Here is a 21,868-nt window from a genome sequence, read left to right on the forward strand (position 1 = left end):
ACGCGCCGGGAGGTGCCCGGTTCCCCCGGATGGCCGACGGCTCTGAGCCACCCGCGCGACCGGTCTTCTCAGCCACCGCCCGCGAGTCGGGGTCTGGATGTGCGCGAGTCGCGGACCTGTTGCGCACCCGGGCCCCGACTCGGTCGCACGCAGACCCCGACTCGCGGGTCCGTCGGCAACTTCTAGAGGCGGTAGCTGCGGAGCTTCGCGTAGAGGGCGGTGCGCGAGATGCCCAGCTCCTTCGCCGCCGCCGACTTGTTGCCGCCGCACTCCTGCAGCACCGCTGCGATCACGGTGGACTCGGCGCGTTCGAGCGGGGTCAGGGCCCGGCGAGTGGCCGAGGCGCGGACCTCCTGCGGCAGCGCCTCGAGCCCCACCACCCCGCCCCGGGCCCGTCGCGCCGCCTCGCGGACCACCCGGGCGAGCTCGCGCCCGTTGCCCGGCCAGCCGTAGCGGCGCAGGGCCGCGAGCGCGTCGGGGGCGAAGGCCAGCGCCGTGTCGTGACGGCGGAGCTCGCGGCGGGCCATGTCGGCGATCTCGTCGGTGCGGCGGCGCAGCGGGGGCATCGTGACGGTGGCGGCGCCGACCCGGTCGAGCAGCGGTTCCGGGCCCTCGCGCCGTTCGGGGGCGGTCAGCCCGAGCGCCGGGTGGCCGTCGAGCACGCCGGCGACGACCGTCGCGGCGTCGCCGGTCAGCACCTCCGCGTGCCGCAGGACGACCGGCGTGCCGCCCCGCACGTGCCGGGCCAGCTCGCGGGCCCAGGGCGCCACCCCGTCGACGACGCACGTGGCCGCGTCCAGCACCACCGCGTCCTCGAACGCCGACGTGAGCAGCGTGGCCCGGCCGGTGCCCGGCTCACCCCGTACGACGACGGGGCCGCGGGCGGCGAGCGTCCGTGTCTCGGCCAGCAGCCGCGTCCAGCGATCGGGCGCGGCACGCCGCGGCGCGACCTCGGGTCGGTCGCCGGTCACGGTCAGCACCGCCCCGGTGGTCGCCGAACCGTCCCTGACGAGCTGCAGCCGCGCCGTCAGGTGGGAGGGCAGCCCGACGAGCGAGCCGTCGGCCCGGTCGCGGATCCCCTCCCAGATCTGGTCGCGGTCGAGCCCGAGGTCGAGCGCCGCCGCGTTGGCGATCACGACGTCGTCGCCGAGGGTGAGCACGGGCCCGGTGGCCCCGCGCTGGGCGACGAGGAACGCGTCGAGCAGCCGTCGCTCGCGCGTGCTCGCCGCGTGCAGCAGCCCGGCCCGGATCTCCTCGACGAGCTTGCGCACCACCACCGTCAGCAGCGGGTTGGTGTGCTCCGCGCGGCAGGTGACGTTGACGGCGCCCACCGTGCGCCGGGTGATCGGGTGCCGCACCGGCGCCGCGACGCACGTGACGTCGTGGAACCGCTGCACGAAGTGCTCCGGCCCCCGCACGACGGCGATCGAGCCGGTCTCCAGTGCGGTGCCCAGCCCGTTGGTGCCGACGAACTCCTCGTCGAAGCAGTGGCCCTTGACCACGGAGAGCCGGTCGAGCGTGGTCCGCAGCATCGGCTCGGAGACCCACCGCCACACGACGCTGCCCCGGGCGTCCGCCAGGGCCAGGCAGGAGCGGTCCCCGACCAGGAGGTCCGCCATCCGTTCCATGATCGGGACCGCGACCCGGACGAGGTGGGTGTCGAGGTCGGTCTCGACGTAGGGCGGGTCGACGTACTCGGGATCGACGCCGCTGAACCGCGAGCGCCGCCACGAGGTGAGCACCTCGCCGCGGACGTCGCCCGGCTCCTGGCCGGCCTGGAACTGCTCCCACGCGGTGCTGATCCCCGTGCTCATCCGATGGCCCCTTCGCCGCCGACCTCCGACACTCGCACGGCGAAGGGGTCCGCGTCAGCCCTTCTTGTCCGCGAGCTCCTTCTCGTACTTGGCCGCCATGTGCTCGACGGCGCTGAGCTGGTCGGCCGAGTGGCTCTCCCGGGTGGCGCCGGCCCGCTGCGCGGCGGCCACCGTGCTGGCGGCCTGGCCCTGGAACTCGGGGAACACGTGCTGGGCGATCAGCTCGTAGGAGCGTCGCGTGGCCTCCGGGTTGGCCCAGTCGTGGCCCATGAGCAGCATCGCCCCGAAGCCGCCGTTGGACTGGTCCCACAGCCGCTGGACCTGCGCCTTCGCGTCCTCGACGGTACCGATCGCGCCGATCCCGGCCTCGTTGACGAAGTCGATCATGCCCTTGACGTCCTCGCTGTCACCCACCGCCATCTGCGGGAACGCGGCGATCTTCTGGAAGTAGCTGAACCAGTGCGCGATGCCGTACTCGACGTCGCGGTAGGCCTGCTCCCTGGTCTCCGCGATGTGCATGAGGCCGACGAGCCGCCAGCCCGATCGGTCCGGCGTGGGCTGGCCGTAGTGCGCCGCCCGCTCCTCGACGACGCCCCAGTGGTGGGCGAGCGCGTCGAAGCCGTCCTGGGTGAGGGTGGCGCCGATGGAGAGCAGCCCGATGCCGTGCTGGCCGGCCATCCGCGGTCCCGTCGGCGAGGCCACGGCGGCGACGGCCATGTCGAAGCACGGGTCGGTGTAGGGCCGCAGCTGCAGCTGGGCGTCGACCAGGTTGTGGGTCTTGGTCTGCTGGGTGACCGACTCGCCGCGCAGCAGCCGCACGATGATGTCGAGGTTCACCTCGAGCAGCTCGCGGGTGTCGGTGGGGTTGAGCCCGATCATCGACGAGTCGGTGGGCAGCGAGCCCGGCCCCATGCCCAGCATCGTGCGGCCGCGGGTGAGGTGGTCGAGCATCACCATGCGGTCGGCCACCCACAGCGGGTTGTGGTAGCTGACCGACGTGACGCCGGTGCCGAAGCGGATGTTGCGGGTCCGCTCGGCGGCGGCCGCGATGAAGATCTCCGGCGACGCGATGATCTCGCTGCCCGCCGAGTGGTGCTCGCCGATCCAGGCCTCGTCGTAGCCCAGCGCGTCGAGGTGCTCGACGAACCTCAGGTCCCGCTGCATCGCCAGCGTCGGGTTCTGGCCGGGGGTGTGGAAGGGGGCGAGGAACGTGCCGAAGCGGAGTCTGCTCATGTCTCGAGCATGACCCGCGTCACGTCCGCGTGGCTGTGCGGAAAGTTGACACTCGACTCCGGGCCGGCGGTCAGGAACTGTTCGCACGTCCGGACGAGTGCCGCGGCCAGCGTGCGGACGTCGCGCGTCGACGCGGGATGCGACTCCCTCGTGCGCCACCGCAGGAGGAACTCCTCCGCCGCCCGTGCGACGTCGTGGTCGGTGGCCCCCGAAGGCAGCGACAGGCGGACCGAAGGATCCGTGCCGTGCGCCCCGAGCAGCCGCTCGGCCTCCGACCGCAGGTGGTCGGGGATGTCGAGGTCACCGTCCCGCAGCCCGTCGATCATGTCGATCTCGGTCAGCTCGTGCGCACCCGACCGGATCCGGTCGAGGCGGTACAGCAGGGGGCCCGCTCCGCCGGGTGGAGGATCGGTCAGGGCCAGCGTCTCGAGCGCCCGCATCGTGGAGCGGGCCCGCAACGTGGTGGCCCGCGCGAGGAACCGGACGGCCATCGCGTTGACGAGCGTCGGCAGGCCACCTCCGTCCGTGTCCGGGGCGGTCCGTCGCGGGAGAACCGAGACCGGCACCACCGTCCGGCACAGCTGCCGCACCTCGGTCTCCACCGCGCAGCGGGCCGCCGCGAGCCGGGCCCGCTCCGTACCGGCCGGTTGCGGCCCGGGGAGCTCGTCGGCACGGGCGAGCACCCCGATCGCGTGCGCCGGCCGGTGGGGCACCGGGCCGCGCCGGACCACCGAGAACACGCGGGGGTCGTCGGGGCAGCGGTCGCGGAGCAGGAACAGGTAGGCGTCGCAGAGGACCGAGGCCTGACCGTAGGCCCCCAGCTGGTCGCGCGCCCGCTGCCGGACCGACGGCAGGGCGGACCCGAGGCCGTGCACGTCGACGAGCGTCGCCGTCTCGTGCGCCTGTCCCCAGGCCGGAGGGTCGCCGGCCCGGCGGAACCGGACCGCGGACCCCGACGACGCGTTCGAGGCGCCGACCAAAGCGTCGACGAGAGTGGTGGTGCCGGCACCTTCGGGCCCGGCGACGCCGATCCGGAGCGGTTCGTCGAAGCGCTCCGCGAGCGTGCGCAGGGCCGCGCTGTGCGGGGTGTCGTGGTAGAGGTTGAGTGCCTCGCTGACGGCGCCGCGCAGCTGGTCGAGCAGCGTGGATCGCGCCATCGCGGAGGGTGTCGCCGGCCCTGGGGTCGGCTCCGCCGGTGGCGCGGGCACCGCCACGGAGATCTCCACGGTCGTTCCCGCCCCCGGTGCGGTGCGCACGCCCAACCGGCCGCCGACCGCGGTGATCCTGGCGGTCATGTTGCGCAGCCCGCGCCCGGGGCCGGCGGCGGTCTGTTCCGCGTCCCACCCGGGTCCGTCGTCGGTGGTCGTGAGCAGCAGCCGGCCGTCCTGGACGGTGACGCGCACCGAGACGGCGGAGTCGGCCGCGTGCTTGCGCGCGTTGTTCACCGACTCCAGGCAGCAGAAGTAGGCGGCCGACTCGATGTCGGGCGGGAAACGGTGGTCGGGATCGAGGCCGGGGAAGGCGAACGCCACGGAGGGGACCCCGCCGGCGAGCTCCCTCGCCAGCGCGCGGACGAGTCCCAGCTCGGCCAGCACGGGCGAGGACACGCCCGCCGCGGTCTCGGCCATCACCGACTCGGCCACGTCGATCTGCTCCGCGAGCCGCGTCAACCGGTTCGCCGCCTCGTCGAGCCGACCCGTCGAGACCTGGTGCTCCACCAGCCCGAGCGTCAGCCGCAAGGACACGAGGTGGTGCTGCGCGCCGTCGTGGAGGTTCCGCTCGATCCGACGACGCTCGCGGTCCATCTCGGCCACGGCCTCCCGTCGCGAGACCGCGATCTCGTGGGCGTGCGCCAGCGCGGCGCGGAGCTGACGCTCCAGCTCGACGCCGAACCGGCTGGCCTGCAGCACCACACCGAGGCTGTCAGCGATGTCGGCGAACAGGGTCGCCCGCTGGGCATGCACGCCGGCGACCGCGGCGCGGTCCACGGCGAGCGACCCGATCTGCTCGTCACCCCGGCGGACCGGGATCTCGAGGAGATCGTCCGTGGCCCGCACGGAGGTCGTCCAGGTGTAGGTCCGGTCGTGCAGGCCGGGACGCCGCACGGTCAGCCGGCACGTCGTCGCGTCGAGGCCGCGGCCGACGGCCTCGGCGACCCGCATCATGTCGGGGGCGTCGCCCGTCGTGGATCGCCACGTCGCCGTGATGCCGGCGAGCACGCTGTAGGGAGTCGGACGGGCCCCGTAGAGCAGCCGGTCCACGAGACGCTCGACGCGCACGTACAGCGGGCGGAAGAGCAGCGCCGCGGCAGCGACGGCCAGCGCCTCCGCGGTGACCGGATCGAGCACCGCCACCACTGCGGACCGGAGGACGAGGTAGGCGGCGCCCACCAGCGCGCCCTGCGCCACCACGACGAGGCCCCGGCTGAGCGTCACACCCGTCACGGCACTCTCAGCTCGGCGCCGACGCTGCCGTCGACGACGGGCTCGAGCCGGACGGGCAGCCACGCCCGTATCCGGACGGGGCCCGTGCCGTCCGTCCCGCCAATGAGCTCGATGTCCCCACCCAGCGCGGCGAGACGTTCGGCGTCGTCCGCGAGCGCCTCCCGGAGCCGTTCCACCGTGACGGACGGAGCGGGATCCTCCACGCTCACGACCACGCGGTCGACCTCCCGAGTGACGGCGACCGCCAGCTCCGTGGCGAGTGACCCGGTACCGAGCTCCTGCAGGGCGGCGGCGGCCACGTAGTAGAGGCCTGACTCGATCTCCCAGGGCAGGCGCTCACGGAGGATTCCGGTGATGCGCACCGGCCGGGGCACGTCGGTGGCCACCTCGTCGAGCGCGGCGACGGGTCCGTGGTCGCGCAGGACGGCGGGGTACACGCCGCGGGCGATGACGCGGAAGCGTTCGAGCAGGTCGTCCAGCACACCCCGGGCGCGGGCCAGGGACTCCTGGGCCACCGCTCCGGTCGGCGACGGCTTGGCGAGATCGGCGGTGGCCAGCGTGATCTCCGTGCGGAGCCCGGCCAGCCGGTCGGCGGTGACGTGCGACAGCTCGCCCAGCAGCCGGCGGCGTTCCACGTCCCGGGCCCGGGTCAGCCGCTGGCGCGAGCCACGCAGCTGCGCGGCGAGGTCGTCGGCCCGCCGGACCCGCTCGGCCAGCTCGGCGTTGAGCGCGACCCCCCGCAGCAGCAGCGCGGCCCCGTTCGCGACGTCCCGCACCAGGAGCCGGTCGGCCGCGGTGATCGACTCCCCGGGCTTGTCGATCGCGAGGGCTGCACGCAGGACCGCACCGTCGAGCACGGGAACGACGTGGTGCGCGTCGGACCTGGCCAGCAGCGAGGGGAGTCCGGCGATCATCTCCCGGCCGCTCGCGTCGGCCTGGCCGGGTGCCGCGGAGCCGGCGGCGGGCCTCGGGTACTGCGCGGCCAGCACGAGCCGGTCGTCGACCGCGAGCCAGAGCATCGCGCGGGCCGCTCCGGTGCCCCCGGCGAGCACCTGGGCGAGGCCGGGCAGGGCCTGCTCGAGCGAGCCGGCCCGGGTGCGCGTCATGGCGTCCGACAGCGCCGAGTACGGAGTGACCTCCCGGTGCCCCGTCACCCGCCCCACGAGGTGGTCGATCCCGGGGAGCAGGACCATCACGACGAGCGTCGCGGCCGTCGCTGCGGCGAAGGGCACCAGCGTCGACACCGGCCCGGTGCCCACCGTCGCGGCCCCGACGGGGAGCACGATCGCGAACACTGGGGCCACGACGAGCGCGGTCGTCAGGATGCGCAGGACCTTCGCCGCCAGCGTCCGGTTCATCGTCGTGCCGGTTCAGTCCTCGTCGCGCTGCGAACGGAGGTAGGTCAGCACGGCGAGCACCCGACGGTGCTGTTCGGAGGCGTCCGGCTGCAGGCCCAGCTTCCCGAAGATCCCGGCGATGTGCTTCTCCACGGCCTTCGCCGTGACGAACAGCTGACCGGCGATGCCGTTGTTCGATCGTCCCTCGGCCATCAGGCGCAACACGTCCAGCTCCCGCTCGGAGAGCGCCCCGATGGCGCTCTTCCTGTCTCCTCGCGGCCGCTCGACGAGACGTTTCGCCAGCACGGGTTCGATGACGATCTCGCCGTCGCCGATCCGGGCGAGGGTGTCGGTGAGGACGTCGACGCTGCCGACCTTCTCCTTGAGCCGGTAGCCGATCGCGTCGGTGCCGATCTGCAGGATCCGCATCAGGTAGTGCGACTCGGCGTAGTGGGAGAGGAACAGCAGCCCCATCTCCGGGTGCGCCGCGCGCAGGCGCTCGGCGGTCACCAGGCCGCCGTCGGGTTCGGGCGGCATGCGGATGTCGAGGATCGCGACGTCCGCCGGCTGGCTCCGCAGCAGCTCGACCAGCGTGTCGCCGTCCTCGGTGCAGCCGACGACGTCGTGGCCCGCGGCCTGCAGGAGCATCACGAGGCCCTCGCGGAAGAGGGCGCCGTCCTCGGCGAGTGCTACGCGCACGCGAGCCTCGCCGTGATCGTGCCGACCTCGGGTCCGCCCGCGACGTCGACGGTGCCGTCGAGGTGCTGGAGCAGCCCGCGCACGGTGTCGACGTGAAGGAGCTCGGTGCCCGCGACCTCCACGATGAGCCGGTCGCCGGCCCGGTCGACGACCACCGAGACCGACGGGGCCCCGGGTGGGCGCGATCCGAGGCACTGCGCCACCGCGAAGTAGGCCGCACCCTCGATCGCGGGGTCGAAACGTTCCGACGTGGCCGACACGCGCACCGAACCCGTCCGCTCCGCCAGCTCCGTCAGGGCCGGTCCGAGGCCCGCCTCGTCCAGGAGCGCGGGATAGATGTCGTGCTCGACCGCGCGGAGCTCCTGCAGCACGGCGTGCAGCTCGTCCTGCAGCCCGACGATCGTCTCGTGCAGGGCGGGTTCGAGGCCGGTGACCTCGTGCCGTACGAGGCCGAGTTGCAGTGTGAGCGCCGAGATGCGCAGCGCTGCCCCGTCGTGCAGCTGGCGCTGCAGGAGCCGGCGTCGCGTCCACTGCTCGCTCTGCAGTCGCAGCAGCGCCGCGCACAGTGCAACACCCGATGGGGTGGCGTTCGACGAGGTGGCGCTCGATGGCGCGGCGCTCGGCGGCGCTTCCGTGCGTGGTGTGCGCGCCGGCGTCATCGGGCCATGGTCGTGCAGGTCGGTCGTCGGGGGAATGGGGTAAACCCCACGTCGCTGCGCGGGGCGACACCCCGCGGGAAGTAGGGCTCGACAGCACCGGCGTGGGGCTCACTCGATCGTGCCCGACGAGGTTTCCGGGCAGTGTTCTCGCCATGCCGGACGGACGATCCGGAGCCCACGACGAGACGAGGCCACTGTGTTCAAGAGCCACCACCAGCCGTCCCACCACCATGGCGGGCACCACGACGGACACCACCACGGCGGTGAGCACCACTACCTGCCCTACCAGCCGGAGCACGGCTGCTACGACTGGAACCCGCCGCACTGCCCGGAGCCGACGTGGTGGGACGACAACCACTGCTGGGAGCCGCGCGACGAGCACTGCGGTGGATACGAGCACCCGCCCGTGTGCCACCCCGTCTGTCACTGACCGCGTCCCGGCCCCTGCAGCAGGATCGAGAAGGAGTCCCGATGAACCCCACGCAGGGGCCGGGTCCGCACCCCGCCACCGAGGTGCGGTCCCTGCTGGAGCTCGCACAGCAGGGCGCCATGGCCAACGACCGGCCCGACCTCACCACCCGGCTCGCCGCCACCGGCCGCATCCTCGACGCGGCCACCGCGCCGGTGGAGCAGGAACGGGCGGTGCGCGCGGCGGCCGCCGAGACGCTGCGCGCGGTCGGCTCGCTCGAGATCGACCTGCGGGCGCGGCGCGCGGCGCTGGGTGACCCCGGGCGTGCCGCCCGTCTGCAGGCCGAGCTGCTGAGCGCCGAGGCACGCGCCGAGCGGTTCGCCCACGCGGCGAGGGAGTGGCCGCACCTGTTCGGCGAGGGTTTCGCGGGTGTCGCCTCCGACAGCGAGTTCCACGTCCGGGCGATGATGCGGGCGATCGTCGCCGACGCCGAGATCGATGTCCGCACCGGGAAGGGCACACGGGATGCCGACCGGTTGGAGGCCTGGCTGCGCGGCCGGTTGGAAGCCGAGGCCGACCTCGCCTACGAGCAGGTGCACGCCGGTGTCCGGGGAGTGTCCGCCATGATCGCCACACATCTCGGCCTGGCGCCCGCGCAGCCGGTTCCACTGCTTCCCGCGGCCCCGGCGGGCCGGCTCGTGTCGGACCTTCCCGCCCGGCGTTCGGTTCCGGCCGGGAGCTCGCTGCCGTCGCGGCTGCTCACGGTGCTCATGCCGGGGTACGGCGGCATCATGATGGCGCTGGTCGTGTCCCGGTTCCTCGGCCTGGACCTGCCCACCTGGGTGATCCTCACCTGCGCGGCGGCCGGGGCGCTCGCGCTCGGCGGTGCGGCGGCGAGCGGGGAGCGGGCCCGCCAACGTGACCGGCGGGCCGCCGAAGCGATGACGATGGTGCGCGCCATGGTCGAGGATTTCCAGCTGACGCTGTCCAAGCAGCTGCGCGATGCGACGCGGGTCCTGCAGCAGGACCTGCGCCGCCGGACGACCGATCTGGTCGCGCGGCACTCGGTCGAGGTGTCCGAGGAGCGCGACCGGGTCGGGCTCGCCGCCGTGGCCGCCGGCCGGGCTCCCGACGACCTGCGCGACATCGACGACGACCTCGCCGCGCTCGCCGGCATCCGGACGCGGGCCGCGGCGCTGCTGCGTCGCGACTCGCCCGCCCGGCCCGGCCGGAACCTGAGTTCCGTCGCCTGACCGGGCCGCGCTGGTGGTCAGCCGGCGATCGACATGACCGAGACGTCGTTCGAGTCGATGTTGGTGACGTAGGCGTGCTTGCCGTCCGGCGCCACGAAGACGTTGGTCGGCGAGGTGCCGACACCGACCGTGGCCGTCACCGCGCCCTTCACGGTGTCGATCACCGACACGGTGTTGCTCTCGTCGTTCACCACGTAGGCGTGCCGTGAGTCCCCGGAGAACGCGACGCTCTGGGGCTTCTTCTGGACCGGGATCGCGCCGAGCACTGTGTTCGTGATCGGGTTGATGACCGTGATGTCGTCACCGTCGTAGTCGACGACGTAGAGATGGGCGCCGTCCGGCGACATCGAGATGCTGTGCGGGCTCCTCCCCACGGGGATCTCCGCGACGGTGGCACCGGTGCCCGCGTCGAGCACGGTGACGATGTTCGACGCGTGGTCGGCGACGTAGACGCGCCGCCCGTCGTTGGAGAACGCGACGCTGTGCGGGTTGGGTTTGACCGCGATCTTGTTGACGATCGTGTTGGTCGCCGTGTCGATCACGGAGACGAGGTTGGCGTCGTGGTTGGGGACGTATACCTGCTTGCCGTTCGGGCTGATCGCGATCGCGTAGGGGAACTTCTCGGCTGGCACCGAGGCGATCACCTGCCGGCTGGCGGTGTCGACGGCGATCACGGAGTTCCCGGTCTGCGCTCCCTTGTCGTAGATGCTGACGTAGGCCCGCTTGTCGTCGGGGGTGAAGATCACGAACTGCGGTGGCCCGGCAGGGATCGCGATGGAGGCCACGACGGCGTCGCTGGCGATGTCGATCACCGAGATCGAGTTCGTGGACGTGCTCGTGACGTAGGCGAACTTCCCGTCGTGGGTCACGGCGCCCGCCTCCGGGGCCGCGGCCACCGTGATCAGCCCGGTCACGGTCGGCTGGTCGATGCTGACGGCGTGGGCGGTCGGCAGCGTGATCCGGGGCTCGACGGCCGTCACCGCAGGTGGGGGAGTCAAGGCGGCCGGATCTTTGGCCGACGCCCACGTCGGCACCAGCACGGCCGCGGCGCCGACGACTAGCACGACGACGACCGCGGCGGCGAGGAGCGGCAGTCGCCGCCCGCGCCGCGGCGGGGGACCGGCCGGAGCAGGCCCGGCGGCCACCGGGGAAGGAACGGGTGGTGCGGGCAGCCGCAGCAGGGGGTGGGGCTGCCCGGCCCGGTTTCCACCTGGTGCGGGGTTGGCGTAGGCGGGCCCGGCGGGGGAGGGAGGGCTCGGCATCGGGATGGCCGGGTGCAGCGGAGCCGGTGCCTCGGGCTGCGGCGCGGACCGCACCCCACTGGCGGCGGCCATGGCAACCGCCGGCGCGACCGGGTGCGGGATGTGGACCGTGGTCTCGTCGTCCACGGGACGGGTGGGGGCCGGGACGGTGGCCGTCGGGGTCCGGTTCACCGGGGCCGGATGCTGGAGAGCCGTCGCCGCCACCGACGCGGCTCCGAGTGCCACCCCGTACTTCGGGTGCGTGTCCACCACCACCGGGCGTCCCAGGTCCTGCATGACCATGCGGGCCACCAGCGGGATGCGCGAGGATCCGCCCACCAGCAGCACTGCGCTGAGATCGGTGGCGTCGACCTGCGCCGAGCGCAGCGTTCGGGCGAGAGCGCCCACAGTGGACTCGATCGGGGCGCGAACCATCTCCTCGAACCCCGCGCGCGTCAGCGGCACCTCGAAGTGGCGGCCCGGCAGGAACACCGGGATGACGGTCTCGGTGTCGACCGACAGCGCCTCCTTGGCCAGCACGCAGTCCTGGCGCAGCCGCGCCAGCGCGACCACGATCGTGGGATCGCTCATGTCCAGTTCGGACAACGCGCCCCCGGCCGTGTAGTTGACGTAGGCCAGGATGGCCTCGTCGAAGTCGACGCCGCCCAGTCGCTCGATGCCCTCGGGAGTCCCCAGGATCTCCAAACCGCCGTCGCGCTTGCGCAGGATCGTGGCGTCGAACGTGCCGCCGCCGAGGTCGTACACGGCCACCATCTCGCCGTCGTCGAGCCGCGCCGAGGTCACGTAGTGGGCTGCGGCCGCCTCCGGTTCGGTGATCATCTGCGGCCCGGTCAGGCGCGACGCGAGGGCCACCTCGTCGAAGAGCTCACGCCGGTAGGGACCCCAGTTCGCCGGGTAGGTGAGCACCACCTGCGCGGGTGGCCCGCCCTCGGACTCGGCCACCTTCTCGAGCACGTCGTTGAGCAGGGCTCCGAGCAGGTCGGGAACCGCGCACGACACGCCACCGAGGATGACGGGCGTCGGGTCGCCCAGTCGCCGCTTGAACTCCCGCCCGACCCGGTCCGGGTTGCTGACCGCACGGCGGTCGGCGGCGTCTCCGGTGATCATGCTGCCGTCCTCGCGGAGGTAGACCACCGCGGGCGACACCAGCGCCCTGTCGCCGAGGGTGACCATCTCCGGCCCGGTCGGGCGGGCGATGGCCGCCGCCACGAAGGTCGTACCGATGTCGACACCGAGGCCGTATGTCACAACTTCTCCCCTACTCAGATCGAATCATCACGAGATGTACGAACGTCCGGTACTAGCCGAGTGCGATGGAGTCGCCGTCGACGGCGATCGAGCGTGGGGAGAGCGCTCGGAGGGCCGGGCCACGCACGACGGCGCCGTCCGCGACGGCGAAGCGGCTTCCGTGGCACGGACAGCCGATGGTGCCGTCGACGACCAGGTTGACCAGGCAGCCGTCGTGCGGGCAGACGGAGCTGAAGGCGGTGAAGGTGCCGCTCGTCGGTTGTGTCACGACGATCCGGTGCTCCGGGACGATCAACCCCCCACCGATCGGCACGTCGGAGGTGTGGGCGAGGACCGTCGGCGCGGGACTCTCGCGGGCGGCGGGGGCCGAGCAGGCCACCGACACCGCGGGTAGGGCCAGCAGGCCGGCTACCAGCACGCCGCGGCGGTTCGGATCCGCCAAGGCCTCCGTCGCACCGGCGTCGTCGCTCGGATGAGGACTGCACACGGCAGCGTGTTCGCGCCACACGTGTCCGTCGTTACAGCGGGTCGTCGCCCGGTTGCGGACCGGTGATCACCGCCTTCGATCAGGCCGTGAGATCGGCGACCGTGTGGTGTGCGCCGGCGGCCCGTAGTTCGGCCGCGTCCGATGTGGTCGTGATCCCGATGATCGTCCCCACCCCCGCGGCAACCAGCGCGCGTACCCCCGAGGGCGCGTCCTCGACAGCGGCGCAGTGAGCCGGCGCGATCCCGAGACGCCTGCAGGCGAGCAGGTACCCCTCGGGGGAGGGCTTGCCCTCACTCACCATCTCCGCGGTGACCAGCACCGGGGCGCGGACGTCGAGCACGTCCTCCAGCACCTCGCGGGCCCAGGCCGACCCCGCGCTGGTCACGATGGCGGCGGGCGTCCCTGCGGCGTCGAGTGCGCGGAAGGCCGCCACCGCCCCCCCGACGATCTCGATGGCGCCGGCGGGCTGGGCTTCGAGCACGGCGAGGGCCGTGGACACGTCCGGCCAGGGGCCGGGCATGAGGGCGAGTACGTCGCGCGCCCGGCGGCCCTTCACCGTTCGGTCGTAGGCGTCGTCGTCGATCGTGACGGCCCAGTGATCGAAGAAGCCCTGCCACGCCCGACGGTGCACGTGCTCGCTGCGCACCAGCGTGCCGTCCATGTCGAACAGGACGGCCCGGGCACCGGCGAGCGCGGCGCTCAGCCCCACGTGAAGAGTGCTTCGCCCGCCTCGACGGCGCCCTCGGCCGGGGCCGGGACGCTGCCGGGCGCGGAGTCCAGGACCACCACCGGGCAGATGGCCGACAGCCCGCCGGCGCGGACGGCGCCGGGGTCGAACGTGACCACCGGGTCGCCCGCCACCACCACCGCGCCCTCCTCCGCGTGCAGGGTGAACCCCTCGCCCTTCAGGCCCACCGTGTCGATCCCGAGGTGCACGAGGATCCCGGTGCCGGACGCGGCGAGCACGACGAAGGCGTGCGGGTGCAGCTTGACCAGCGTGCCGTCGACGGGGCTGACCACCTGGACGGGACCCGCGCCGGTGGGCTCCACGGCCACGCCCGCACCCACCATCTCCCCGGCGAAGACGGCATCGGGAACGGCCGCGAGGGGGTGCGCGGTGCCGGCGAGCGGCGACCGGACGATCACAGCAGGTCGTTGACGTCGTCGGCCAGCATGTCGGCCTCGGGCCCGACCACGACCTGGATGATCGTGCCCGCCACGACCACGCCGTGCGCGCCGGTGGCCCTGAGCGCCTTCTCGTCCACCCTGCCGGGGTCCTTCACCTCGGTGCGCAGCCGCGTGATGCAGCCCTCGACCTCGACGATGTTGGCGGCGCCACCGAGCCCGGCGACGATGTCCTCGGCCTTCGACATGATCTCTCCTCGCATCGGGGTGGTTGACACGACCGGACCGCCCGGTCATCCTTCCGCCACTGGTTATGACCGGACCGTACCGGTGGTGCACGCTCCACGGCAACGGTCACCCGAGCGCCGGAGGATTGTTCATGACAGCAACGGTCGACACCCCCGCACCACCGAAGAACCGGGCCGCCCTCGCCGGCCTGCAACGGCTGGGCCGCAGCCTGATGCTGCCCATCGCGGCGCTGCCCGCGGCCGGGCTGCTGCTGCGCCTCGGGCAGGACGACCTGCTCGGCCACTTCGACTCCCTCAAGGTCGTCGCGAGCGTCCTGTCCGGTGCGGGCGGCGCGCTCTTCGACAACCTCCCGCTGATCTTCGCCGTCGGCATCGCGATCGGTTGGGCCCGCAAGGCCGACGGCTCGACGGCGCTGGCCGCGGTGGTCGGCTACCTCGTGCTGTCCGGGGTCTTCACGGCCATGAGCCCGGTGGTGCTGGCCGGGCAGCTCGACTCCAAGGGCGAGCAGGCCGTCGTCAACTTCGGGGTGCTGGGCGGCATCGTGGTCGGCCTGCTCACCGCGATCGCATGGCAGCGGCTCTACCGCACGAAACTGCCCGTCTACCTCGGCTTCTTCAGTGGACGCCGGTTCGTGCCGATCGTCGTGGCCATCGTGATGATGGTGCTCGGTGTGGTGCTGAGCCTGATCTACCCGCTGTTCAACGCCGGGCTCACCGCGCTGGGCAACGCCGTGCAGGCCAACGCGGTGGTCGGCGGTGGCGTGTTCGGTGTGGCCAACCGCCTGCTGATCCCGCTGGGCCTGCACCACATCCTCAACTCGGTGGTCTGGTTCATCCTCGGGGACTGGGGCGGCGCGCACGGCGACCTCAACCGGTTCTTCGCCGGCGACCCCACCGCCGGCACGTTCATGACCGGCTTCTTCCCGATCATGATGTTCGCCCTGCCCGCCGCCGCGCTGGCCATCTGGCACGAGGCGCGGCCCGCGCAGCGCAAGGTGGTCGGCGGCATCATGCTGTCGGTCGCGCTCACCTCGTTCGTCACGGGCATCACCGAGCCGCTCGAGTTCGCGTTCGTCTACGTCGCGTGGCCGCTCTACCTCATCCACGCGTTCCTGACCGGCACGTCGATGGCCCTGACCAACGTGCTCGGCATCCACGACGGCTTCACGTTCTCCGCCGGGCTGATCGACTACGTCATCAACTTCGGGCAGGCGACGAACCCGCTGTGGCTGATCCCGATCGGGCTCGTCTACGCCGCGATCTACTACGTCGTGTTCCGGTTCGTCATCCGGCGCTGGAACCTGAAGACCCCCGGTCGGGACCCGGAGTCGGATCCGGAGACCACGCCCGAGACCGTCGACGTCACGAAGGACGCAGCATGAGCACCCGCACCGTCACCGTCGCGTCGACGGTGGGCCTGCACGCCCGCCCGGCCGCCACCTTCACCCGCGCCGCCGCCGGCGCCGGGGTCCCCGTGACGATCGCCGTCGCCGGGAAGGACCCCGTCAACGCGGCCAGCATGCTGAGCGTGATGACGCTCGGCGTGGAGCACGGCCAGGAGGTCACCCTCGCGGCCGAGGGCGAGGGTGCCGACGAGGCCCTGGACGCGCTGGTCGAGCTGCTGGCGACGGATCTCGGCTGATGATCACGTTGCAGGGCCGCGGCGTCAGCCCGGGGGTGGCCTGCGCGCCGCTCGTGCGGCTCGGCGCCCCGGTCGTCACCTCGGCGGCCGACCCCGTCGGCGCGGACCCGGAGCACGAGCGGGTCCGTGTCGGCGAGGCGCTCGCCGCGGTGGCCGCCGACCTGTCGGCCCGTGCGGAGGAGGCCGACGGCGAGATCGCCGACATCCTCACCACGACCGCGGCCATGGCGCTCGACCCGTCGTTGCTGGCCGGCGCCGGGGAGCACGTCGCCCGCGGCGTCCCGACGGGTCATGCCGTGACGCTCGCGATCGAGGGGTTCTGCACGCAGCTCGACGCGCTGGGCGGGTACATGGCCGAGCGGGTCACCGACCTGCGCGACGTCGGCCACCGCGCGGCCGCGCACCTCGCGGGCGTGCCGATGCCGGGCGTCCCGGCGCCCGGGCATCCGGTGGTGCTGGCCGCGCGCGACCTCGCCCCGGCCGACACGGCGGGCCTCGGACCCGACGTCGTCGCGCTGGTCACCGAGCAGGGTGGCCCCACCAGCCACACGGCGATCCTGGCCCGGTCGCGCGGCCTGCCCGCCGTCGTCGGCTGTGCGGGGATCGCGGATCTCGCCGAGGGCACGATGGTGCTCGTGGACGGGTCCAGCGGTGAGGTGCGGCCCGACCCGCCCGCGGAGTGCCGGACCGCCGCGCGTGTGCTCGAGCCGGAGGCCGACACCCCCGGTGCCACCGCCGACGGCCACCGCGTGGCGCTGCTCGCCAACATCGGCACCGTCGACGACGCGCGGGCCGCCGCGGCCACGCCGACCGAGGGCGTGGGCCTGTTCCGCACCGAGTTCCTGTTCCTGGACCGCCGCACCCGCCCGGACGTCGCCGAGCAGACGCGCACCTACGCCGACGTCCTGCGCGCGTTCGGCGACCGCCGCGTGGTGGTGCGCACGCTCGACGCCGGCTCGGACAAGCCCGTGCCGTTCCTGCCGCTCGGCGACGAGGAGAACCCGGCACTCGGGGTGCGCGGCCTGCGCACCGCGGGGCGGTTCCCCGACGTGCTCGACGACCAGCTCGCCGCGCTGGCGGCGGCAGCCGCCGCGGCCGGTCGGGAGGTGGACGTGATGGCGCCGATGGTGGCCACGGCCGAGGAGGCCGAGCGCTTCGCCGACCGCGCGCGTGCCCACGGGCTGTCCCGCGTCGGCGTCATGATCGAGGTGCCCGCGGCCGCGCTGCGGGCCCGCGAGGTGATGGAGGTGGTCGACTTCGTGAGCATCGGCACCAACGACCTCGGCCAGTACACGATGGCCGCCGACCGCACCGCGGGCGAGCTGGGCGACCTGCTCGACCCGTGGCAGCCCGCGCTGCTCGACCTCGTCGCGCTCGTCGGCGACGCCGGACGGCTCCGGGGGCGTCCGGTGGGGGTGTGCGGCGAGGCGGCCGCTGATCCGCTGCTCGCCGCCGTCCTCGTCGGGCTGGGGGTGGGGAGCCTGTCGATGGCGCCCGTCTCCCGCGCGGCCGTCCACGCGCGGCTGGCCCGGCACACCGTCGCCGACTGCGCGCATCTGGCCGACCTCGCCCGTGCGTCGCGCACGGCGGCCGAAGCGCGACGAGGGGTCGAGGCGAGTACATGACCCTGGTGAGAGGCACCGTCGTCGCCGGCGGTGCGCGGATCGACGACGGCGTGGTCGAGGTCGTGGGCGAGCGCATCGTGCGCGTCGGCCCCGCCCGCGACGGTGACGGGCCGCCCGCGCCGGGCACCTACGTGCTGCCCGGGCTCGTCGACGTCCACTGCCACGGGGGCGCCGGCCACGGCTTCCCCGAGGCGGGCGCCGCCGGCGTGCGTGCCGCGGCGCGCCACCACCTCGACCACGGCACCACGACGATGCTCGCCAGCCTGGTCTCGGCGCCGGGGGAGACGCTGCTGGAGCGGGTGCGGCTGCTCGCCCCGCTGGTGGCGGCCGGGGACCTGGCCGGGATCCATCTCGAGGGGCCGTTCCTCGCGGCCGCGCAGTGCGGCGCGCAGGACCCCGCCGCGATCGTCCCGGGGGACCCGGACCTGCTGAGCCGCCTGGTCGACGCGGCCGACGGCACCGTCCGCTGCATGACCCTGGCGCCGGAGACCCCGCGCTACCGCGAGCTGCTCGCCGTATCGGAACGCCACGGCGTGCTGCCGAGCCTGGGCCACACCGACACCACCGCCGCCGCCACGACCGCGGCCATCGCGCAGGCGGGCGAACCGCTCAGCGCCACCCACCTGTTCAACGGGATGCCGCCGCTGCACCACCGCGCGCCCGGTCCCGCGGCCGCGTGCCTGGCCGCCGCCGCCCGCGGTGCGATGGTGGTGGAGCTCGTCGCCGACGGCGTGCACCTCGCCGACGAGACGGTCGCGATGGTGTTCGACCTCGTCGGCCCGGACCGGATCGCCCTGGTCACCGACGCCATGGCCGCCGCCGGCATGGCCGACGGCCGCTACCGCCTGGGCGCGCTCGACGTCGACGTCGTGGACGGGATCGCGCGGCTGTCCGGCGCCCGGCCCGCGCTCGCCGGCGGCACCGCCCGGCTGATCGACGTCCTGCGCCGCGTCGTCCGGCACGCCGGGGTCCCGCTGGCGGACGCGGTCACCGCGGCCACGGCCACCCCGGCCCGGCTGCTCGGCTGCGACGATGAGGTGGGCGACCTCGTGGTGGGCCGCCGCGCCGACCTGGTGGTCACCGATACCGAACTGCGTCCCCGGTCCGTCATGCGGGCTGGCCGGTGGGTTCACGAGAGAGAGGCCGTACCGGCATGGAGGTCCTGATCCACACCACCGCGACGGAGGGTGCGCAGGTGGTCGCGGACGTCGTCGAGCGGGCCGTGCGGTCCGGCCCCGCCGTGCTGGGCCTGGCCACCGGCTCGTCCCCGCTGCTGGCCTACCGGGAGCTGATCCGCCGCCACCGCGAGGAGGGACTGTCCTTCGCCGCGGTCGACGCGTACCTCCTCGACGAGTACGTGGGCCTGCCCGCGGGGCACCCGGAGTTCTACCGCGAGGTGATCCGCCGCGAACTCACCGACCACCTCGACATGAGGAGCGTGCACGCCCCCGACGGCACCCACCCCGACCCGCCCGCCGCTGCCGCCGCGTACGAGCGCTCGCTGCCGTCCGTCGGCGTCCAGATCCTCGGGATCGGCGCCAACGGCCACGTCGGGTTCAACGAGCCGGGCTCGTCGCTCACGTCCGGCACGCGCGTGAAGACGCTCACCCGCCGGACCCGCGAGGACAACGCCCGGTTCTTCGCCGACGACGTCGACCAGGTGCCGCGCCACGTCATCACGCAGGGGCTGGGCACGATCGGCCGGGCCGGGCACCTGCTGCTCACCGCGACGGGCGAGCACAAGGCCGCGGCCGTCGCCGCCGCCGTGGAGGGCCCCCTGACCGCGTCGTGCCCGGCGTCGATCCTGCAGTGGCACCCGCACGTCACGATCGTGCTCGATGACGCGGCCGCGTCGCAGCTGGAGCGCGCCGACTTCTACCGGGAGACCGCCGACCGCAAGCCGGCGTGGGCACGGTGACGCCCATCGTCCCCGGGATGGTGCCCAAGCACGAGCAACTGCGTGCGCGGCTGGTCGAGCTGGTCTCGGAGACGCTCGCGCCCGGCGACCTGCTGCCCAGCGAGCGCCAGCTGTGCCTGGACCACGGCGTCAGCCGCATCACCGTCCGCGACGCGATCGGCCAGCTCGTGAGCGAGGGGCTGCTGGTGCGGGTGCGCGGCAAGGGCACCTACGTGGCGCAGCGCGCGGCCCGCTCCCGGCTGCACCTGGCGTCGTTCCACGACGACATGCAGCGGCTGGGCCGCACCCCGACCACCGTCGTGCTGCTCGTCGAGTGCGTGCCGCCGCCCGCCGCCACGGCCACGGCGCTGGACATGCGGGCCGGTCAGCAGGCCTGGCACGTGCGGCGGCTGCTGCTGGCCGACGGCTCGCCGATGACCGTCGACGACGCCTGGTACAGCGCCGAGCTGGTGCCGGATCTCGACGCCCACGACCTGAGCGGCTCCATCTACGCGATCCTGCGCGACCACTACGGCCTGCCGCTCGACCACGCCGAGCAGACCGTCGCCGCCGCGGAGACGGGGGCGGAGTTCGCCACCCTGCTCGGGGTGCCCGCCACCCGGGCGGCGCTGGTGGTGGACCGCGTGTCCTCCAGTGGCGGGAAGGTCGTGGAGCGCACCCGCTCGGTGTGCCGCGGCGACCGCTACGAGCTGCAGATGAGCCTCGACCGCGGCGAGTAGCTACAGGTGGCGGGACAGCACGGCGAAGAGGTTCTGGGCTGTGCCGCGCACCGACGTGTCCTCGTCGGCCACCAGCAGCGCGACGGCCACGTGTCTCGTGGGCACCACCACCAGCAGGCTCTGGCTCCCCGGCTGCCGTCCCGCGTGGCCGACGGCGTCGCCGAGTCCCAGGGTCTGGCTGAACAGCGTGGTGCCCAGGCCGTAGCGCAGCCCGCCGGCGACCTGGTCGGAACCGGACGGCGTCGCCATGACGGCGACGGTCCCGGGCGGCAGCACGCGGGAGCCGTACAGTTGCCACCCCCACAGCGCCACGCTCAGGGCGTCCGCGGTCATGCCCCACGCCCCGGCCCGGACCCGGGCGAGGTCGTCCGCCACCGGGTCGTCCGACCGCTCGTCCCAGAACCCGACGTGCGGGAGGGCCGCCGGGACCACCAGGTCCTCGCGCAGCACGGCGGCGAGCGGACGGCCGGTGATCCGCTGCACCGTCTCGCCCAGCAGCACGGCGTTGAGGGTGGAGTACGCGGCGGGGGCCCGGAGCGGCCCGCGGTAGCGCGCGAGCAGGTCGTCCGGGGACCAGGCCCGCCCCGGTGCCCGCCGGATCGCCTCCACCAGCGCCTGCTCCCCGGCCGCGTCCATGTCGGCGAGGCCGCTGCGCATCCCCAGGAAACTCCGGGCCGTGGCGCCCCCGGAGGTGAGCGGATGCGGGAGGGAGAGGGCGAGCGGCGCGTCGAGGTCGAGCCGGCCGGCGCCGGCCAGCCGCAGCACCTCCGCGGCCGTGAACGTCGTCGTGACGTCCGCGATCCCCGCCGTGGACGACGGCAGCAGCGGCCGGCCGCGCCCGTCGTGCCCGGCCGCTCCCGCCCACACCCCGGCGTCCGTGATCACGGAGGCGGTGAGGCCGGCGGCCCCCACCCCCGCGTCGGGGAACCGGGCGTCGAGCGCCACGGCCCCGTCCAGGACGACCTGCAGCTCCGCGGCCTGGTCGGCGGGCAGCTCGGTGGTCGGCGGGCAGCTCGGTGGTCGGCGGGGCGGGCAGCGTAGGCCAGTCGAACAGCGCGGGCGGCGGCGCGGGCGGCGGCGGTGCCGGTGCCTCGGTGCAGGCGGCGGTGACCAGCACGAGCACCACCAGCGCGCGACGGAGGCGGCCCGGCATCGGCCACCTCCCGCGGTCCTCCCCGACCGGTGTCCAGGCTGCTCCGCGGGCCCGCCGGCGTCCAGCGACCGGCGAGGTGACGTCCTTCGCTGTTCACCCGTGTGGTCGGGGTGGGGGTCGCGCGGAGGTGGTGAGATGGGGCCGTGGACGAGATCGTGGAGTGGGCACGGGCGCAGGAGCGCGTGATCGAGCTGGTGACGGACCTGTCGGCGGAGCGGGCGGCACTGCGCGTGCCCGCCTGCCCGGACTGGACGGTCCGGGACCTGCTCTCGCACATGGTCGGCCTCGGTGCCGACGTCGTCGCGGGCGACGAACCCGACGACCACAACGAGGCCTGGACGGCGCGGCAGGTGGCCGCCCGCAAGGCCCACGACGTCAAGGCGCTCGTGGCGGAGTGGCAGGACCTGACCCGCCCGCTCCAGGACTGGATGCGGGCCCGCAACACGCGGCCGCTCGGTGATGTGATCATCCACGAGCAGGACCTGCGGGGGGCTCTGGGCGTGTCCGGAGGTCAGGACAGCGGCGGGGTCGCGGCGATCCGCGACCGCTTCACGGGGCGGTTCGCCGTGGCACTGGGCCGCCGCGCACCCATC

At 73.9% G+C, this 21,868-nt stretch carries 21 protein-coding genes; 9 read left to right on the forward strand and 12 right to left on the reverse strand.

What is annotated here, in order from left to right:
* Positions 1 to 182: 182 nt before the first annotated feature.
* The 6 genes from BGP03_RS10125 to BGP03_RS10150 are packed head-to-tail and all read right to left on the reverse strand — an operon-like array spanning position 183 to position 8,186.
* Positions 183 to 1,814, reverse strand: a complete 1,632-nt coding sequence (locus BGP03_RS10125; RefSeq protein WP_298796892.1) for a helix-turn-helix domain-containing protein — start codon at positions 1,812 to 1,814, stop codon at positions 183 to 185.
* A 54-nt stretch (positions 1,815 to 1,868) separates the two neighbouring features.
* Positions 1,869 to 3,047 carry an LLM class flavin-dependent oxidoreductase gene (locus BGP03_RS10130; protein WP_298796893.1) on the reverse strand — a complete coding sequence of 393 codons (1,179 nt, stop codon included), beginning with the start codon at positions 3,045 to 3,047 and terminating at the stop codon, positions 1,869 to 1,871.
* A complete protein-coding gene (locus BGP03_RS10135) occupies positions 3,044 to 5,482 on the reverse strand; it encodes an ATP-binding protein (protein ID WP_298796894.1) in 2,439 nt (812 codons plus the stop codon). Before BGP03_RS10135 ends, BGP03_RS10130 begins: the two co-directional genes overlap by 4 nt.
* Positions 5,483 to 5,487: 5 nt before the next feature.
* On the reverse strand, positions 5,488 to 6,849 hold the full coding sequence (locus BGP03_RS10140; RefSeq protein WP_298796895.1) for a hypothetical protein: 1,362 nt from the start codon (positions 6,847 to 6,849) through the stop codon (positions 5,488 to 5,490).
* Positions 6,850 to 6,861: 12 nt separating this feature from the next.
* Positions 6,862 to 7,527, reverse strand: coding sequence for a response regulator transcription factor (locus tag BGP03_RS10145; RefSeq protein WP_298796896.1), 666 nt, complete (start codon positions 7,525 to 7,527; stop codon positions 6,862 to 6,864).
* Positions 7,518 to 8,186 carry a histidine kinase gene (locus BGP03_RS10150; protein ID WP_298796897.1) on the reverse strand — a complete coding sequence of 223 codons (669 nt, stop codon included), beginning with the start codon at positions 8,184 to 8,186 and terminating at the stop codon, positions 7,518 to 7,520. The genes BGP03_RS10145 and BGP03_RS10150 overlap by 10 nt, the downstream gene beginning before the upstream one ends.
* A gap of 196 nt (positions 8,187 to 8,382) precedes the next feature.
* Here BGP03_RS10150 and BGP03_RS10155 point away from each other — a divergent pair, with 196 nt between their 5' ends.
* Both BGP03_RS10155 and BGP03_RS10160 read left to right on the forward strand, forming a co-directional pair.
* Positions 8,383 to 8,616, forward strand: coding sequence for a hypothetical protein (locus tag BGP03_RS10155; RefSeq protein WP_298796898.1), 234 nt, complete (start codon positions 8,383 to 8,385; stop codon positions 8,614 to 8,616).
* 41 nt (positions 8,617 to 8,657) lie between these two features.
* Complete coding sequence (locus BGP03_RS10160; RefSeq protein WP_298796899.1) at positions 8,658 to 9,848, forward strand: hypothetical protein; 1,191 nt, start codon at positions 8,658 to 8,660, stop codon at positions 9,846 to 9,848.
* Positions 9,849 to 9,865: 17 nt separating this feature from the next.
* Here the strand turns inward: BGP03_RS10160 and BGP03_RS10165 are convergent, their stop codons facing one another.
* The 5 genes from BGP03_RS10165 to BGP03_RS10185 all read right to left on the reverse strand — a co-directional run bounded on the left by BGP03_RS10165 (position 9,866) and on the right by BGP03_RS10185 (position 14,221).
* Positions 9,866 to 12,358, reverse strand: coding sequence for an Hsp70 family protein (locus BGP03_RS10165; RefSeq protein ID WP_298796900.1), 2,493 nt, complete (start codon positions 12,356 to 12,358; stop codon positions 9,866 to 9,868).
* Positions 12,359 to 12,410: 52 nt separating this feature from the next.
* Positions 12,411 to 12,800, reverse strand: a complete 390-nt coding sequence (locus BGP03_RS10170) for a Rieske (2Fe-2S) protein (RefSeq protein WP_298796901.1) — start codon at positions 12,798 to 12,800, stop codon at positions 12,411 to 12,413.
* A gap of 124 nt (positions 12,801 to 12,924) precedes the next feature.
* Positions 12,925 to 13,554 carry an HAD-IA family hydrolase gene (locus BGP03_RS10175; protein ID WP_298796902.1) on the reverse strand — a complete coding sequence of 210 codons (630 nt, stop codon included), beginning with the start codon at positions 13,552 to 13,554 and terminating at the stop codon, positions 12,925 to 12,927.
* Positions 13,545 to 13,991, reverse strand: a complete 447-nt coding sequence (locus BGP03_RS10180; RefSeq protein WP_298796903.1) for a glucose PTS transporter subunit IIA — start codon at positions 13,989 to 13,991, stop codon at positions 13,545 to 13,547. Before BGP03_RS10180 ends, BGP03_RS10175 begins: the two co-directional genes overlap by 10 nt.
* Positions 13,988 to 14,221: a PTS glucose/sucrose transporter subunit IIB gene (locus BGP03_RS10185; RefSeq protein ID WP_363093544.1), complete on the reverse strand. Its 234-nt coding sequence runs from the start codon at positions 14,219 to 14,221 to the stop codon at positions 13,988 to 13,990. Before BGP03_RS10185 ends, BGP03_RS10180 begins: the two co-directional genes overlap by 4 nt.
* A gap of 128 nt (positions 14,222 to 14,349) precedes the next feature.
* Here BGP03_RS10185 and BGP03_RS10190 point away from each other — a divergent pair, with 128 nt between their 5' ends.
* Genes BGP03_RS10190 through BGP03_RS10215 form a run of 6 tightly spaced genes read left to right on the forward strand, consistent with a single transcriptional unit; the run spans position 14,350 to position 20,122 of the window.
* Positions 14,350 to 15,600 (forward strand): PTS transporter subunit EIIC, encoded by a 1,251-nt coding sequence (locus BGP03_RS10190; protein WP_298796905.1) that lies wholly within the window; start codon positions 14,350 to 14,352, stop codon positions 15,598 to 15,600.
* A complete protein-coding gene (locus BGP03_RS10195; RefSeq protein WP_296367744.1) occupies positions 15,597 to 15,860 on the forward strand; it encodes an HPr family phosphocarrier protein in 264 nt (87 codons plus the stop codon). The genes BGP03_RS10190 and BGP03_RS10195 overlap by 4 nt, the downstream gene beginning before the upstream one ends.
* Complete coding sequence (ptsP, locus tag BGP03_RS10200; protein ID WP_296367745.1) at positions 15,860 to 17,485, forward strand: phosphoenolpyruvate--protein phosphotransferase; 1,626 nt, start codon at positions 15,860 to 15,862, stop codon at positions 17,483 to 17,485. Before BGP03_RS10195 ends, ptsP begins: the two co-directional genes overlap by 1 nt.
* A complete protein-coding gene (locus tag BGP03_RS10205) occupies positions 17,482 to 18,651 on the forward strand; it encodes an amidohydrolase family protein (protein ID WP_296367746.1) in 1,170 nt (389 codons plus the stop codon). The genes ptsP and BGP03_RS10205 overlap by 4 nt, the downstream gene beginning before the upstream one ends.
* Positions 18,639 to 19,403 carry a glucosamine-6-phosphate deaminase gene (locus BGP03_RS10210; protein WP_296367748.1) on the forward strand — a complete coding sequence of 255 codons (765 nt, stop codon included), beginning with the start codon at positions 18,639 to 18,641 and terminating at the stop codon, positions 19,401 to 19,403. Before BGP03_RS10205 ends, BGP03_RS10210 begins: the two co-directional genes overlap by 13 nt.
* Entirely contained in the window at positions 19,400 to 20,122 is a 723-nt protein-coding gene (locus BGP03_RS10215) for a GntR family transcriptional regulator (RefSeq protein ID WP_296367750.1), read from the forward strand. Before BGP03_RS10210 ends, BGP03_RS10215 begins: the two co-directional genes overlap by 4 nt.
* Here the strand turns inward: BGP03_RS10215 and BGP03_RS10220 are convergent, their stop codons facing one another.
* On the reverse strand, positions 20,123 to 21,067 hold the full coding sequence (locus BGP03_RS10220; protein ID WP_298796908.1) for a serine hydrolase domain-containing protein: 945 nt from the start codon (positions 21,065 to 21,067) through the stop codon (positions 20,123 to 20,125).
* 351 nt (positions 21,068 to 21,418) lie between these two features.
* On the opposite strand from BGP03_RS10220, the gene BGP03_RS10225 reads away from it, so the two are divergent.
* On the forward strand, positions 21,419 to 21,868 hold a 450-nt coding region (locus tag BGP03_RS10225), incomplete at its 3' end, for a maleylpyruvate isomerase family mycothiol-dependent enzyme (protein ID WP_299736169.1).

Source organism: Pseudonocardia sp. 73-21 (assembly GCF_001899645.1).
Classification (GTDB): Bacteria; Actinomycetota; Actinomycetes; order Mycobacteriales; family Pseudonocardiaceae; genus Pseudonocardia.